12 protein-coding genes and 1 riboswitch are annotated in these 15,183 nt (G+C 72.6%); of the genes, 4 read left to right on the forward strand and 8 right to left on the reverse strand.

Annotated features, from left to right (window positions below):
- Positions 1 to 18: 18 nt before the first annotated feature.
- Positions 19 to 2,229 (reverse strand): NADP-dependent isocitrate dehydrogenase, encoded by a 2,211-nt coding sequence (locus AC3A3L_RS02925; RefSeq protein WP_487638538.1) that lies wholly within the window; start codon positions 2,227 to 2,229, stop codon positions 19 to 21.
- A gap of 174 nt (positions 2,230 to 2,403) precedes the next feature.
- Between AC3A3L_RS02925 and AC3A3L_RS02930 the strand changes: the two genes are divergently transcribed.
- Positions 2,404 to 3,519, forward strand: a complete 1,116-nt coding sequence (locus AC3A3L_RS02930; RefSeq protein WP_487638539.1) for an aquaporin — start codon at positions 2,404 to 2,406, stop codon at positions 3,517 to 3,519.
- A 7-nt stretch (positions 3,520 to 3,526) separates the two neighbouring features.
- Here the strand turns inward: AC3A3L_RS02930 and AC3A3L_RS02935 are convergent, their stop codons facing one another.
- Complete coding sequence (locus AC3A3L_RS02935; RefSeq protein ID WP_487638540.1) at positions 3,527 to 4,237, reverse strand: hypothetical protein; 711 nt, start codon at positions 4,235 to 4,237, stop codon at positions 3,527 to 3,529.
- A gap of 108 nt (positions 4,238 to 4,345) precedes the next feature.
- Between AC3A3L_RS02935 and AC3A3L_RS02940 the strand changes: the two genes are divergently transcribed.
- Complete coding sequence (locus AC3A3L_RS02940) at positions 4,346 to 5,332, forward strand: malate dehydrogenase (protein ID WP_487638541.1); 987 nt, start codon at positions 4,346 to 4,348, stop codon at positions 5,330 to 5,332.
- A gap of 110 nt (positions 5,333 to 5,442) precedes the next feature.
- On the opposite strand, the gene AC3A3L_RS02945 is transcribed toward AC3A3L_RS02940, so the two are convergent.
- The 6 genes from AC3A3L_RS02945 to AC3A3L_RS02970 form a co-directional block, all read right to left on the reverse strand.
- The gene (locus AC3A3L_RS02945; protein ID WP_487638542.1) at positions 5,443 to 5,856 is read right to left on the reverse strand and encodes a DUF3017 domain-containing protein; all 414 of its coding nucleotides are present in this window, start codon (positions 5,854 to 5,856) and stop codon (positions 5,443 to 5,445) included.
- Position 5,857: 1 nt separating this feature from the next.
- A complete protein-coding gene (locus AC3A3L_RS02950) occupies positions 5,858 to 6,706 on the reverse strand; it encodes a bifunctional methylenetetrahydrofolate dehydrogenase/methenyltetrahydrofolate cyclohydrolase (RefSeq protein WP_487638543.1) in 849 nt (282 codons plus the stop codon).
- Between the two features lie 125 nt (positions 6,707 to 6,831).
- A complete protein-coding gene (gene purH / locus AC3A3L_RS02955) occupies positions 6,832 to 8,409 on the reverse strand; it encodes a bifunctional phosphoribosylaminoimidazolecarboxamide formyltransferase/IMP cyclohydrolase (RefSeq protein WP_487638544.1) in 1,578 nt (525 codons plus the stop codon).
- A 24-nt stretch (positions 8,410 to 8,433) separates the two neighbouring features.
- Positions 8,434 to 8,511, reverse strand: a riboswitch (ZMP/ZTP riboswitch).
- A gap of 1 nt (position 8,512) precedes the next feature.
- A complete protein-coding gene (gene purN / locus AC3A3L_RS02960) occupies positions 8,513 to 9,130 on the reverse strand; it encodes a phosphoribosylglycinamide formyltransferase (protein ID WP_487638545.1) in 618 nt (205 codons plus the stop codon).
- 10 nt (positions 9,131 to 9,140) lie between these two features.
- The gene (locus tag AC3A3L_RS02965; protein ID WP_487638546.1) at positions 9,141 to 10,331 is read right to left on the reverse strand and encodes a YibE/F family protein; all 1,191 of its coding nucleotides are present in this window, start codon (positions 10,329 to 10,331) and stop codon (positions 9,141 to 9,143) included.
- 3 nt (positions 10,332 to 10,334) lie between these two features.
- Entirely contained in the window at positions 10,335 to 11,606 is a 1,272-nt protein-coding gene (locus AC3A3L_RS02970) for a cell division protein PerM (RefSeq protein ID WP_487638547.1), read from the reverse strand.
- A 121-nt stretch (positions 11,607 to 11,727) separates the two neighbouring features.
- On the opposite strand from AC3A3L_RS02970, the gene AC3A3L_RS02975 reads away from it, so the two are divergent.
- Both AC3A3L_RS02975 and AC3A3L_RS02980 read left to right on the forward strand, forming a co-directional pair.
- On the forward strand, positions 11,728 to 13,626 hold the full coding sequence (locus AC3A3L_RS02975) for a SigE family RNA polymerase sigma factor (protein WP_487638548.1): 1,899 nt from the start codon (positions 11,728 to 11,730) through the stop codon (positions 13,624 to 13,626).
- 48 nt (positions 13,627 to 13,674) lie between these two features.
- Positions 13,675 to 15,102, forward strand: coding sequence for a hypothetical protein (locus AC3A3L_RS02980; protein ID WP_487638549.1), 1,428 nt, complete (start codon positions 13,675 to 13,677; stop codon positions 15,100 to 15,102).
- The last annotated feature ends 81 nt before the right edge of the window (positions 15,103 to 15,183 follow it).

Consider the following 15,183-nt stretch of genomic DNA (forward strand, 5'->3'; position numbering starts at 1 on the left):
CTGTGACGTTGGTCGCGCTCAGAGCGAGGCGAGGGCCTCGTTGAAGGTGGCGGACGGACGCATGACCGCAGCCGCCTTCTCGGAGTCGGGGCGGAAGTAGCCACCGATGTCGGCGGGCTTGCCCTGCACGGCGAGCAGCTCGTCGACGATGGTCTGCTCGTCGGCGCGCAGCGAGGACGCGAGCGAGGCGAACGCGGCGGCGAGGTCGGCGTCCTCGGTCTGCTTCGCCAGCTCCTCGGCCCAGTAGAGGGCGAGGTAGAAGTGCGAGCCGCGGTTGTCGATCGTGCCGAGCTTGCGACCCGGCGAGCGGTCCTCGTTGAGGAACGTCTCGGTGGCCTTGTCGAGCGTGTCGCCGAGGATCCGGGCGCGCGCGTTGTCGTCGTAGCCGGCGAGGTGCTCGAGCGAGGCGGCCAGGGCGAAGAACTCGCCGAGGCTGTCCCAGCGGAGGTAGTCCTCCTTGACCAGCTGCTGCACGTGCTTGGGCGCCGACCCGCCGGCGCCGGTCTCGAACAGGCCGCCACCGTTCATCAGCGGGACGATCGAGAGCATCTTGGCGCTGGTGCCGAGCTCGAGGATCGGGAACAGGTCGGTGTTGTAGTCGCGGAGCACGTTGCCGGTGACCGAGATGGTGTCCTCGCCCTTGCGGATCCGCTCCAGCGAGTACGTCGTCGCCGCCGCGGGCGCCATGATCTGGAGGTCGAGCCCCTCGGTGTCGTGGTCCGCGAGGTACTTCTCGACGAGCGCGATAAGGTTGGCGTCGTGGGCCCGGGTCTCGTCGAGCCAGAACACCGCCGGCGTCTCGGACGCGCGGGCGCGGGTGACGGCGAGCTTGACCCAGTCGCGGATCGAGGCGTCCTTGGTCTGGCAGGCACGCCAGATGTCACCGGCCTCGACGTCGTGCGACATCAGCACGTCGCCGGCGCCGTTGCGGACCTCCACCTTGCCGGCGGCGGGGATCTCGAAGGTCTTGTCGTGGGAGCCGTACTCCTCGGCCGCCTTGGCCATCAGGCCGACGTTGGGCACCGAGCCCATGGTGGAGGGGTCGAGGGCGCCGTGGGTGCGGCAGTCGTCGATCGCCGCCTGGTAGACGCCTGCGTAGGAGGAGTCCGGGATCACGGCGAGGGTGTCCTGCTGCTTGCCCTCGGCGTTCCACATCTGGCCCGACGTGCGGATCATCGCCGGCATCGAGGCGTCGATGATGACGTCGGAGGGGACGTGCAGGTTGGTGATGCCGCGGTCGGAGTCGACCATCGCGAGGGACGGCCCCTCGGCCAGGCCCTTCTCGAAGGCGGCCTTGATCTCGGCCCCACCGTCGACCTTGTCGAGGCCCGACAGGATGGCGCCCAGGCCGTCGTTGGCGGACAGGCCGGCCGCGGCGAGCTGCTCGCCGTACTGGGCGAAGACGTCGGCGAAGTAGGCGCGCACGACGTGGCCGAAGATGATCGGGTCGGAGACCTTCATCATCGTCGCCTTGAGGTGGGCCGAGAAGAGGACGCCGTCGGCCTTGGCCTTGGCGACCTGCTGCTCGAGGAACTCGTCGAGGTGGGCCGCGCTCATGAAGGTCGCGTCGACGACCTCGCCCTCGAGGACCTTCAGGCCCTCCTTGAGGACCGTCTCCTGGCCGTCGTCACCGACGTGCACGATGGAGAGGGTGTCGTCGGCGGGGACGACCACGGACTGCTCGTTGCTGCGGAAGTCGTCGTGGCCCATCGTCGCGACCGAGGTCTTCGAGTCGCTGCTCCACGCGCCCATCGAGTGGGGGTGGGCCTTGGCGTAGTTCTTGACCGAGGCCGGCGCGCGCCGGTCGGAGTTGCCCTCGCGCAGCACCGGGTTGACCGCGGAGCCCTTGACCTTGTCGTAGCGGGCGCGGGTCTCGCGCTCCTCGTCGGTCTGGGGGTTCTCGGGGTAGTCGGGCAGGTCGTAGCCCTGCGACTGCAGCTCGGCGATGGTCGCCTTGAGCTGCGGGATCGAGGCCGAGATGTTGGGCAGCTTGATGATGTTGGCCTCGGGCTTCGTCGCCAGCTCGCCGAGCTCGGCGAGTGCGTCGTCGAGGCGCTGCTCGTCGGTGAGCCGGTCGGGGAACTGGGCGATCACGCGGCCGGCCAGCGAGATGTCACGGGTCTCGACGTCCACACCGGCGGTCTTCGCGTAGGCGGCGATGATCGGGAGGAACGAGTACGTCGCGAGCAGCGGCGCCTCGTCGGTGTGGGTGTAGATGATCTTGGCCATGGGTACGACAGCTCCTGCAGCTCGTGATCTGGGTCCGGGCATAACTCTTGATGTCAAGATACCTGACGCCGGTGACGAGAGGCGACTCGCCTACCCTCGCACCCCTCGCATGACGCCGCTAGGCTCGCCTCGGCCTACGAGGGGTACGGCCACCTGACTCTGGAGGAACTCGCGATGAGCGAACTCGTCGAAGACACACCGACCACCGGGCAGAAGTTCGCAGGAGAGGTCCTGGGCACCTTCGTGCTGGTCTTCTTCGGCTGCGGCACCGCCGTCTACAGCGGCGGCGACCTCGTCGCGACGGGCCTGGCCTTCGGCCTCACCGTCCTGGTGATGGCCTACGCCTTCGGGCGCGTCTCCGGCGGTCACTTCAACCCGGCGGTCACGCTCGGCGCCGTGCTCGGCGGACGCCTGCCCTGGAGCCACGTCGGCATCTACATGGCCGCACAGCTGCTCGGCGCACTGCTCGCCGGCGCGGTGCTCTTCGGCCTCGGCCACGGGTTCGAGGGCTTCGTCGCCGAGGGCAACATGGGCCAGAACTTCTTCGGCGACCAGGGCTCCGGCTTCGCCTGGTGGGCCGCCCTGCTGCTCGAGCTGATGATGACCGCCGTCTTCGTGTGGGTCATCCTCGCCGTCACCGACGCGCGCAACGAGGTCAACGTCGCGCTCGGTCCCCTCGCGATCGGCCTGTCGCTCGCGATGATCCACTTCGCCTCCATCCCGCTGACCGGCACCTCGGTCAACCCGGCCCGCTCGATCGGCGTCGGCGTCTTCGCCGGCACGGACGCGATCGTCCAGCTGTGGCTCTTCGTGCTCGCCCCGCTGCTGGGCGCCGCGATCGCCGGGCTCACCTACCCGGTCCTCTTCGGCCACGGCGCCGAGCCGGTGGCCGGCTCCGGCCTGAACTTCGGCGGCGGGCGCAAGGACCAGTTCGTGCCGGGCAACTACGAGGCCCAGTGGAACCAGGGCCAGCCGGCCAGCTGGGGACAGCCCGGTGCCGCTTGGGGCGCTCCCCCGCAGCAGCAGTGGGGCCAGCCCGACCCCTACCAGCAGCCGCAGCAGCCCGACCCGGCCTACGGTGCACCTCAGTCCGCCCCGCAGCAGCCCGGCCAGTGGGGCCAGCCCGCCCCGCAGCAGCAGCCGCCCGGCCAGTCCCAGCCCGGCCAGTGGGGCGCGCCCCAGCAGCCGGCCCAGCCCGCGCAGCAGCCCGGTCAGCCCGGGCAGCCCGGCCACTGGGGCAACCCGGACGGCGACGACGACGGCCGCACCCAGGTCCGCCGGCCCGACTGACCGGCTACTACTGCTGGTCCTCGACCAGCTCGGCGGTCCAGCCGGCGTCGAGGTCCTCGAGCCCCACGAGGCCGACACCCTTCTCGTACACCGTGCGGGTCGTGGTGTCGGCCTCGTCGCGCAGCTGCACCAGCTCGCTCGACTGGTCCTCGATGGTCGCGCTGGCGCGCGGCAGGCCCGGGACGTCGTACGACAGCCAGCCGTCGCCGAGGCGCGGGTCGGCCGGCATGGCGAGCCCCGCCTCGGCACCGTCCTCCCCCGCACGCCAGGACACGTCTCCGGAGTCGGGTCCGGAGTTCGAGCCCACCCACCAGACGTTGCCCGCCTCGTCCTGCGCGTACAGACGGGTGTCCACGCTCGTCCCGTCCCCGAGGTACGTCGTGGTCCGCACCGCTGTGGCGTCCAGGCCGGCCACCGGCACCGTGCGGTCCAGCACGTCCACCTCGATGCGCCCGCTCGTGGCGGTACCGGTGACGTCGTAGGTCCAGCGCCTGCCCGGCTCGAGGGCGAGCCACGGGTTGTCGACGTCGTCGACGAAGTCGTCCGGGGCCGGCGTCGGCGTCGGGACGACGAGGCCGTTGATGCCCGGGGAGTCGTACGGCGCCGGCTGGCCGATGCCGGCGCACCCGGTGAGCCCGAGGGCCATCCCGGCCGTCAGGCCGGCTGCCAGCGCGGCTCCCGCACGCGGGCGTCGTACGCGCCGGGGACCCCTCGTCATGGGCGCCAGCATGCCAGTCACAGACCAGCGGCCGACGGCGGATCGGGCGCTGCTAGCGTCAGCGGGACAGACGTCCCGCCTCCCGAACACCTCACGAGGAGTACCACCGTGACCTCCGAACCCCTCAAGGTCGCCGTCACCGGCGCCGCCGGCCAGATCGGCTACAGCCTGCTCTTCCGCCTCGCCAGCGGCGCGCTGGCCGCGGACCGCCCGATCGAGCTGCGACTGCTCGAGATCGAGCCCGCCCTCAAGGCGCTCGAGGGCGTCGTCATGGAGCTCGACGACTGCGCGTTCCCGAACCTCGCGGGCGTCGAGATCGGCGCGGACGCCGAGAAGATCTTCGACGGCGTCAACCTCGCCCTCCTCGTCGGCGCGCGGCCGCGCGGACCCGGCATGGAGCGCGGCGACCTCCTCTCGGCCAACGGCGCGATCTTCACCGCCCAGGGCAAGGCCCTCAACGCGGTCGCGGCCGACGACGTGCGGATCGGTGTCACCGGCAACCCGGCCAACACCAACGCCCTCATCGCGATGACCAACGCGCCCGACATCCCGCGCGAGCGCTTCTCCGCGCTGACCCGCCTCGACCACAACCGGGCGATCTCGCAGCTCGCGGCCAAGACCGGCGCGGCCGTCACCGACATCACGAACATGACGATCTGGGGCAACCACTCGGCCACCCAGTACCCCGACCTGTTCCACGCGAAGGTCAAGGGCCAGAACGCCGCCGAGCTGGTCGGCGACCAGGCGTGGCTGGAGAACGACTTCATCCCGACCGTCGCCAAGCGCGGCGCCGCGATCATCGACGCGCGCGGCTCCTCCTCGGCCGCCTCGGCCGCGTCCGCCACGATCGACGCCGCCCGTGACTGGCTGTTCGGCTCGGCGTCCGACGACTGGGTGTCGATGGCCGTGGTGTCCAACGGCGAGTACGACGTCCCCGAGGGCCTGATCTCCTCGTTCCCGGTCACCACCTCCGGCGGCGACTGGTCGATCGTCGAGGGCCTGGAGATCGACGACTTCTCCCGCGCCCGCATCGACGCCTCGACCGCCGAGCTCGCCGACGAGCGCAAGGCCGTCACGGAGCTCGGCCTCATCTGAGTCGGCGCTTCTGCACGCGCCACGCCTGTCGAGTCGGCGCATCTGCACGCAGCTTCGTGTGCAGATGCGCCGACTCGATGCGATTTCGGCGTGCAGATGCGCCGACTCGACTAGAAGCCGCCGGGCTGGTCGGGGATCGAGCCGGCGAGGAAGATCAGCGACCCGCCCAGGACCAGGAGGACGGCCGCGTCGAGGAGCTTGTGGCGTACGGCGAGCATGCCGGCGTCGCGACGCCGCAGCACCAGTCGCACCAGGGCGGCGAAGATCAGCGCTCCGCCCATGAGCCGGACACCGCTGCGCCACTCGTCGAGCGCCACCACGACCATCGACACCGCGACGACGCCCAGGACGAGCAGGTAGAACGCTCCCCCGATGGTCGAGGGGTAGCGGCGCGGCTCGTCGGGGTTCTCCGGAGGCGGCTCGGCCGAGACCGGGGGCACCGACTCCGGGGGCTCGACCGGACGCCCAGGTGTCTCGGGGTGGTCGGGAGAGTCGGGGGTGTCGGGGATGTCGGGTTCGGCCATGTCAGGACCGGAGGGACTTCTCGGCGATCTCGACGATGTTGGTCAGCAGCATCGCGCGCGTCATCGGTCCGACGCCCTTGGGGTTGGGCGAGACCCACCCCGCCACGTCCCAGACGTCGGGGTGCACGTCACCGGTGACCTTGCCGTCGACGCGCGAGACGCCCACGTCGAGCACCGCGGCGCCGGGCTTGACCATGTCGGCGGTCACGATGCCGGGCACGCCGGCGGCCGCGACGACGATGTCGGCGTTGCGCACGTGCGCGGCGAGGTCACGGGTGCCGGTGTGGCACAGCGTGACCGTGGCGTTCTCGGAGCGCCGGGTCAGGAGCAGCCCGAGCGGGCGGCCGACGGTGATGCCGCGGCCGACCACGACGACCTCCGCGCCCGCGATCTCGACGCCGTGACGACGCAGCAGCTCGATGGAGCCCACCGGCGTGCACGGTAGCGGTCCGGCCTCGCCGAGCACGAGCTTGCCGAGGTTGACCGGGTGCAGCCCGTCGACGTCCTTGTCGGGGTCGACCCGCGAGAGCAGGGCGAACTCGTCGAGCCCGGTCGGCTGCTGCACGATGAACCCGGTGCACGCGTCGTCGGCGTTGAGCTCGTCGATGACGGCCTCCACCTCGGCCTGGGTGGCCGTCGCCGGGAGGTCGCGCCGGATCGAGGTGATGCCGATCTCCGCGCAGTCCTTGTGCTTCGCGCCGACGTACCAGTGCGAGCCGGGGTCGTCGCCGACCAGCACGGTGCCCAGACCGGGGACCACGCCCCGCTCGCGCAGTGAGGCGACGCGCTCGGCGAGCTCTGCCTTGATGGTCCGCAGCGTCGCTGCGCCGTCGAGGGTCTGTGCGGTCACGCGTGCATCCTTTCAGGGTTCATCTACCGGTGGGACCGTCTGGGTCTCGGTACGCGCCGTCGCGACCTCCTTCGTCGGTCGCGGGCGCACTCGACCTTTTCACTCGCGGAGTCGCTTCGCTCCTCCTAGTGAAAAAAGTGACGCGCGCCGGTGAGGTACATCGTCACGCCGGCGGCCTCGCAGGCCGCGACGACCTCGGCGTCGCGCACCGACCCGCCCGGCTGGACGATGGCCTTCACGCCGGCGTCGATGAGGATCTGGGGTCCGTCGGCGAAGGGGAAGAACGCGTCGGAGGCCGCGACCGCGGACGAGGCCCGCTCCCCCGCCCGCTCGACGGCGAGGCGGCAGGAGTCGACGCGGTTGACCTGGCCCATCCCGACGCCCACGGAGGCGCCGCCGGCGGCGAGCAGGATCGCGTTGGACTTCACCGAGCGGCAGGCGCGCCACGCGAAGGCAAGGTCGGCGAGCACCTCCTCGGAGGCCGCCTCCCCGGTCGCGAGGGTCCAGGTGGCGGGGTCGTCCCCGTCCGCGGAGACCACGTCGCGGCCCTGCAGCAGGAGCCCGCCGGAGATCGCGCGCATCTCGCCCCCGCCCCGCGTGAGCGGCGGGCACTCGAGGATGCGGATGTTCTTCTTGGCCTGGAGCGCCTCGATCGCGCCGTCCTCGTAGCCGGGCGCCACGATGACCTCGGTGAAGATCTCGGCGACCTGCTCGGCCATCGCGACCGAGACCGGGACGTTCGTGGCGATCACGCCGCCGAAGGCGCTGACCGGGTCGCACTCGTGGGCCTTCCGGTGAGCCGTCGCCACGTCGTCGGCGACCGCGATGCCGCAGGGGTTGGCGTGCTTGATGATCGCCACGGCCGGCTCGTCGAAGTCGTACGCCGCCCGGCGGGCCGCGTCGGCGTCGACGTAGTTGTTGTAGGACATCTCCTTGCCGTGGTGCTGCGTCGCCTGGGCGAGGCCGGGGCCCTCGGGGAGGAAGCCGTTGGTGTAGAGCGCGGCGGACTGGTGCGGGTTCTCGCCGTAGCGGAGCACCGCCTCCTTGTCCCAGGTCGCGCCCATCCAGGCCGGGAAGCCCGAGCCCTCGCTGGTGTCGGTGAGGACGTTGCCCATCCACGAGGCGACGTGGACGTCGTAGGTCGCGGTGTGCACGAAGGCCTCGGCAGCGAGGCGCTGGCGCTCGGCCAGCGTGAATCCGCCGGCGGCGACGGCGGCCAGCACGGCGTCGTACGACGCGGGCGAGGTGACGATGGCGACGCTGGGGTGGTTCTTGGCGGCGGCGCGGACCATCGAGGGGCCACCGATGTCGATCTGCTCGACGCACTCGTCGGGGCTGGCGCCCGAGGCGACGGTCTGGGTGAAGGGGTAGAGGTTGCTGACCACCAGGTCGAACGGCTCGACGCCGAGCTCCTCGAGCTGTGCGACGTGGGACTCGAGGCGGCGGTCCGCGAGGATGCCGGCGTGCACGCGCGGGTGCAGCGTCTTGACCCGGCCGTCGAGACACTCCGGGAAGCCGGTGAGGTCCTCGACCTTGGTGACGGGCAGGCCGAGCGACTCGATCAGCGCGGCGGAGCCGCCGGTGGAGACGAGCTCGACGCCGGCGTCGTGCAGGCCACGGACCAGGACGTCGAGACCGGCCTTGTCGTAGACGGACACGAGTGCACGCCGGATCGCGATGCGGTCAGCAGCTGTCGGGGACACGGGGACTCCTCGGTTGGTTTCGAGTCGGGGCACCCAGGCGTTCGATGCTCCCGCGCGTCACTCCCTGGTGGTGTCCCACCTGCGCCAGTCGTGTGGCAGCAGACTACCGAGCCGCGCGGCCGAAGCGAACCCGGCGCCCCTCCACGGTGATCCCCTCGCGGGCGATCCGCCCCACCGACTCCACCAGCATGCGGTGCTCGGCCAGCTTGATCCGCTCGTGCAACGAGTCGACGTCGTCGATGTCCTCGACGCGGACCGTGATCTGGTCGACGATCGGGCCGGTGTCCACACCGCCGTCGACGACGAACAGGGTGGCGCCGGTGACCTTCACGCCGTAGTCGAGGGCGTCGCGCGGTCCGTGCATCCCCGGGAACGCCGGGCACAGCGCCGGGTGGGTGTTGAGGGTGAGGAACCGGTCGAGGAACTCCCGCGACAGCAGCTTCATGAAGCCCGCGGAGACGACCAGGTCGGGCTCGAACCGCTCGACCACCGTCGCCAGCGAGGCGTCCCACCCCTCGCGGGTCTCGAAGTCCGACAGCTTGCGCACGAAGGTCGGGATGCCGGCGCGGTCGGCGCGCGCGAGGCCCTCGATGTCGTCGCGGTCGGCGCCGACCGCGACGACACGGGCGCCGTACGCCGGATCGGCGCAGGCGTCGAGCAGGGCCTGCAGGTTGGTACCGGACCCCGAGACGAGGACGACGAGGCGGGTGGGCTGGTGCACGCGCGGAAGTCTAGGCGCGGTGGGACGGGGCGCTGGGGCGTGTCCGATCACGCAGCATCCGACCAGCGACCAGGGCCGCGATCGCCGTCGTCACCGGGACGGCCGCGATGATCCCGAGCCCGCCGACGAGCCCGCGGACGACCTCCTGCGCGACGACCTCCTGGCTGACCGCGATCCCGAAGGGCAGCGACAGCGCGGAGAAGACCAGCATCAGCGGCAGGGTGGCGCCGACGTAGGCCAGCACGAGGGTGTTCACGGTGGACGCGGCGTGCGACCGACCGATCCGCATCGCCCGGGTGAACAGCGAGCGGGTGCTGGCGTCGGGGTCGACGTCGGCGAGCTCCCACACCGCCCAGGTCTGGGTGACGGTGACGTCGTCGAGGACGCCGAGGGCGCCGATGACCAGGCCCGCGAGCAGCAGCCCGCGGAGGTCGACCTGCGCGGCGATGCCCGAGATGTACTGGCTGCCCTCGTCGACGAGGCCGGTGAAGTGGCCGATCTCGGTGAACACCCACCCGACGCCCCCGATCACCGCGAGCGACACCAGCGTGCCGAGCATCGCGACCGTCGTGCGGACGCTGAGGCCGTGGGAGAGGTAGAGCGTGACCAGCATGATCGAGGCCGCCGTCGTCACCGCCACGAGGAGCGGCGAGGAGCCCTCCATGATCGCGGGCAGCGTGAACATCGCGATGAGGACCAGGGAGTACACCAGGCTGCCGAGCGCGCCGATCCCCCGCCACCGCGACAGGGCGAGGACGCACACGGCGAAGAGGACCAGCAGCAGGAGGAGGGGTGGGCCGCGGTCGAAGTCCTGGAAGGCGTACTGCTCGCCCTCGGGCGCCTGCGCGGTGTAGGACACGATGATGCGGTCACCCGCCACCACCTCGGGAGCCTGCGAGCCATACGGCAGCAGGGCCTCTGCCTCGCCGGGGGCTCCCGGACCGCTGAGCAGCTCCACCTCGGCCAGCTGGCAGCCCTCCACGTCCTGCCGGCACGCGCCGATCGACAGCACCTTCGCGGTGCCGCGCTCGACGTCGACCCCCGGTCCGCTGACCTCGAGGTCCCCGTCGGGCCACAGCGTCACGAGGCCGACGAGGGTGGCCAGCACGAGCGGCGCCACCAGCGCAGCCATCAGCACCCTGATCTGCCGCGGCGCGGGCCCGAGGGACGAGCGCTCGCCGTGGCTGTGTCCAGCCCCCACCGATCAGTCCTCGGCGGGCGTGTCGGGACCGAGGTCCTCGTCGGGCGTGACGGAGCGCGCGGCGCGCCATGCCAACCAGGCCAGCACCGATGCCCCGAGGAGCGCGCTGATGCCGCACGCGGTGACCGAGTGGACCAGGACGTCGCGGGTGAAGGGACCCACGAAGCGCATGCGGCCCGGACCGGCGGCGCCACCCGACAGCGAGGCGAGCAGCGCGAAGCCGACGCCTGCCGCGAGCCCGCCGCCGCACCCCGCGAGCGCGATGCGGTCCCAGCCCAGGAGACGCCCGCGGAGCGTGCGGTGCGCCGCGACGGCAGCGACCAGAGGCGGAAGGACCATGAGGCCGCCCGCCCAGCCGGGCGGCGTGCCGACCGTTGGCAGCGCCGCGAGCAGCGGGACGACGGGCAGCGGGCCGAGCACGACTGCGCTCGGCGACACCACGGTCGCGCCGCCGACCGCGAAGCCGGGCCCGAGGAGCCACGCGCCCGCGAAGAGGACGGCGTTGGGGGCGTAGGCGGCGTTGACGAGGGCGTAGAGGCCGGCCTCCGACGGACTGAGGTGCAACCGCGAGGACATCGTCGCGGCCTCGCCGAAGGACGCCGCGAAGGAGACGAGGAAGACCACCGCGCAGACGGCCAGCAACCGGGCGAGCACCGAGCCGGCGACAGCGGCTCCTGCCCGGACGGAGGCCGGGAGGAAGGCCGCCCAGATCGCCGCGCGACCCGAGGCGATCGCGATGGCCGGGGCGGCGACGAACACCGTCAGGAGCACGACCCAGCCGAGCACCCGCGGCAGCGACGGGTCGGCGGTGCTGCCGGCGGCGAGGGTCGCGACCACCACGGCCACGACGGCGTACGCCGCGAAGAACAGGGCGACGGCGGTGGGCACGGTCAGGTCGCGCTCGCCGTCGGAGATGCGGTCGGCGTCGGGACCGTGCCCGGAGACCGAGTCGCCGACGCGGTGCCCGAGGCGCCACACCGACCACGCCGCGATGGCCGTGACGCCGAGCGGGACGATCGTGATCCGCGCTCCCATCACGGTGACGCCGGAGCCGTGGCCGGCCAGCCAGGCGAGGGCACCCACGCGCATGCCGTCACGGGGGGCGCCGTGGACGCCGGCGTCGGAGGCGAACCAGCCGATGACGCCGATCGCCAGGAGCACGACGAGCGGGCCCAGGGCCGCGAGCGCCCCGCCGAGGGTCGCGATCAGCACGAGGGGTCGCGGTCGGGCGGCCTCGGTCCGTGCGCGGTCGGGGCGGGTCAGGAGCGACGTCATGGCCGCCCCATCATCACCCGCGCCCCGCGGCAGATCGTGCTCCCACGCCGCCCGTGCCGACCTCGACGAAGGCGCTCATCGATGTGCGCGGCAAGGGCCCCTCCCGTACCGTGGAGCGGTCATGAGGAGCCCCGAGACGTTCGACGCCTACTACGTCGAGACCCGTACCCGCCTCCTGCACGAGGCGTACGCCCTCACCGGCGACGCGCCGGCCTCCCGGGCCGCCGTCCGCGACGCGTTCGTGGTCGCCTGGCACCGCTGGCGCAAGGTCGGGCAGCTCGAGGACCGCGACGGCTACGTGCGCCCCCTCGCCCTCGGCCGTGCCCGCAGGCGCCACACCGCCCGGCTCTGGCACCGCGACAAGTCCCTCGACCCTGAGGTACGCAGCACGCTCGACGCGCTGTCCAAGCTCACCAGCCGCCAGCGCGAGCTGCTCGTGCTCAACGGCATCTCGGCGCTGTCGCTCGGCGACGTGGCCCGCACCGTCGGCCTCCCGCGCGCCGATGCCGAGCGCGAGCTCCAGACGGCGAGCTCGCAGTTCTCGCTGCACCGCGACGTCGCGACCACCGACATCCCGCGCCTCCTCCACGCCCTCACGGGCCCGCTCGAGGACATCCGCTGGCCCCGCGCCACCGTGATCCGCCGCGCCGGGGCCGCCCGACGTCGTACCCACACCGTGATCGGGGCTGGCCTCGCGACCGCCGCCCTCCTCGCCTCCGGCTCCCTCGTCGCGACCGGCGCCGACGCCGAGCCCACCAGCCTCAGCGAGGAGAAGGCCGTGCCCGGGGTGACGGTGCACGCGCCCGTCGACGACGACGCGGGCGCGGAGATGATCAGCGCCGACTCGCTGCTCGCCCCGGCGCAGCTCGCCCGCTTCGGGTCCGGGCTCGACTGGAGCGAGACCGCCACCACCGACAACCTCGACGGCGACGGCCTGCTCGCTCCGTGCCAGCGCGAGCGCTTCGCCGATCCCGACGGCGTCACCGCCCTCGCCCGCACCTGGGAGGGCACCGAGACCCGCATCGAGCGCACGAAGGCGGGCAAGGGCGACCGTCAGCGCACCCGCAAGCGCGAGGTCAGCGAGGTGCGCTCGACCGCCGTCCAGATGGTCGAGATGTCGCGCAACGAGCGCCAGGCGGCGCAGGGCTTCGAGACGGCGTCGCTCTGGTTCGCCGGCTGCATCGACCCCCGCACCCAGCTCATGGCCACCCGCACCGTCAAGCGCGTCGGCGACGAGGCCCGCACGTTCCGGCTGCGGTCCTGGGGCAAGGAGCCGGCCACCCTCACCGTCGGCACGGCCCGCACCGGCAACCTGGTCATCACGCAGGTGGTGCGCAGCCGCGGCCGCGCCGTGCCCGACAAGGCCGTGCTCACCGGGCTCGCCGCCGCCGTCAACGGCGTGTGCGGGTCCGAGGGCGCCGGCGCCTGCGCGGGGCGCCCCCGGGACACCGCCGCACCGCCGCTCGGGATAGGTACGCCGCCCGGGCTGCTGTCCGTGGTCGACCTCCCGCCGGTCGCCGACGTCCGCGGGCCGTGGGTCGGCACCGATCCCGAGCGGGCGCGCACCAACTACGCCGCCACCCGCTGCGACCGGACCTCCTTCCAGGGCAAGGGCATCAGCAAGGCCCTGACCCGCACCTTCCTGTTCCCCGAGACGCCGAAGGTCGGCCAGCTCGGCCTCACCCAGACCATCGGCGAGATGAAGCCGGCCCGGGCCGGCACCTTCGTCGACCAGGTCCGCGAGCGCATCCGGCAGTGCGGGCGCGCCAACCTCGGCACCGACGTCACCGAGCTGGCCTCGTCGTCCTCGAAGTCCGGCGACCTGAGCGTGTGGGCGCTGAACTTCGAGATCAACGACAGCCAGTCGTTCCCGTTCCTGATGGCGGTCGTGCGAGACGGCGGAGCCGTCTCCCAGCTCGGCTTCGCGCCCAACCGCACCATGACGATGTCGCGCCCCGACTTCGTCGCCCTGGCCCGGCGCGTGGCCGAACGGCTCGCGGCGCTCGACTCCGCCGGCTGAGATCGAGGCCGGCGCAACCTTTTCGCCCCTACGGGTGTCTCACCGGTCATGAGGCACCGCGCACGGCTCGTCACCGCCGCGCTGGCCTGCACCCTCGCGCTCACCGCCGGGTGCGGCGGCCGGTCGTCGGACGCGCCTGCGACGAGCGGCTCGTCGGACGGTTCCGCCGCGTCGGCGACCGACGGGACGAGCACCGGCACCGCGATCCCCGACGACTTCCCGCTGTCCTCCGGGATGGGAGCACCCGCCGACACCGTCCCGACCTCCCGGTCCGGCACCGGCCTGCGTGACCTCGAGCTGTGCGGCACTTCCCCGCTGCGCGGACTGGGCACCCGTGACCGGATGGTGGCCGACAACAGCGGCGGCGAGTCCGCCGACACCCGTGAGCTGCTGGTCCTCGGGGCTCCCGACGACGCCCGCCGTCTCGCCGACCGCCTCACCGGCCTGGTCTCGGAGTGCGACGAGCCCGACGCCGGCCACCGCGACATGGAGACCCGCACCGAGGTGCTCGCGTCGCCGTTCGGCCCCGGCCCCGCCACCACGCTGCTGCAGACCTACACCTTCGACGGCGAGCCCGGGACGGGTGCGACCATCGTGCACGTCGTGCCCGTCGGTGCCGCGGTGCTCGTCACCTCGACGTACGGCCAGTGGACGCGCGAGCGCGCCCGCGACGCCGTCGAGTCGACCGTCGCGCCGCTGCGCGCGACCGTCGACGCGCTCGTGATGTTCGGCGAGGTGCCGACGCCCGCACCGGACCCGACCGACGGCCCATCCTCCACGCCCACCGACACCCCCACCGACAGCCCCACCGACGGCCCGACCGGGACTCCTGGCAGCCCGTCGCCCGAGGCTCCCTCGTCGTCACCGCCGGCGCCGAGCCCGTCGACCGACCCGAGCTCGCCCACCTCGCCTGCGGAGCCCACCCAGCCGACGGTGCCGACAGCGCCGACGGCGATCCCGGCGGACTTCCCGCTCGGGGTCGGCCTGCCGGAGGACGGCGGCGACAACGACGTCACACCGCCCACCGACGACGCCGCCATGGACGCCGTCGAGATGTGCGGGCGCGACGTCTGGCCCGCAGCGGGCGCGACCGGCACCCGCCACCTCTACTCCTCCGTGATCGGCCCGGAGTACTACGACGGGCGCGAGCTCGTCGTCCACGCCGACGCGGACGCGGCCGTGCGGGCGATGGCCGAGGCCCGCCGGGCCGCGCGTGACTGCCGGCGCTCGGGCAACCAGGTCTGGACGGTCCTGGCGCGCGACACCGGCTACGACACCGTCACCATCGGCCTGACGTACGACGACGGGCTCGGCAGCTCGGTCTACCAGGTGACCCGCGTCGGTTCGGCGCGGCTGATGGTCCAGACGTACGGTGAGGGATCGCTCGCGTCGCTGGACCGGCAGGCCGACGAGGTCACCGAGACCACCAACCAGATCGTCCAAGCGATGTGCGCGTTCACGAAAACGGGGTGCTAGAACCATGTCCATTCCATCGACGCTGGCCAGCTCGGCCTGCCCGACCCTGCCGTCGCCGCGACGGTTGACCGCCGTCGCGCC

The sequence above is a fragment of the Nocardioides sp. Soil_C_8 genome (genome assembly GCF_057656315.1).

Excerpts from the sequence above, each read along its gene's own strand:
- AC3A3L_RS02935 (WP_487638540.1), bottom strand. The coding sequence starts at position 4,237 with ATGACGAGGGGTCCCCGGCGCGTACGACGCCCGCGTGCGGGAGCCGCG.
- AC3A3L_RS02925 (WP_487638538.1), bottom strand. The coding sequence starts at position 2,229 with ATGGCCAAGATCATCTACACCCACACCGACGAGGCGCCGCTGCTCGCG.
- AC3A3L_RS02975 (WP_487638548.1), top strand. The coding sequence starts at position 11,728 with ATGAGGAGCCCCGAGACGTTCGACGCCTACTACGTCGAGACCCGTACC.
- AC3A3L_RS02945 (WP_487638542.1), bottom strand. The coding sequence starts at position 5,856 with ATGGCCGAACCCGACATCCCCGACACCCCCGACTCTCCCGACCACCCC.
- AC3A3L_RS02930 (WP_487638539.1), top strand. The coding sequence starts at position 2,404 with ATGAGCGAACTCGTCGAAGACACACCGACCACCGGGCAGAAGTTCGCA.
- AC3A3L_RS02980 (WP_487638549.1), top strand. The coding sequence starts at position 13,675 with ATGAGGCACCGCGCACGGCTCGTCACCGCCGCGCTGGCCTGCACCCTC.
- AC3A3L_RS02970 (WP_487638547.1), bottom strand. The coding sequence starts at position 11,606 with ATGACGTCGCTCCTGACCCGCCCCGACCGCGCACGGACCGAGGCCGCC.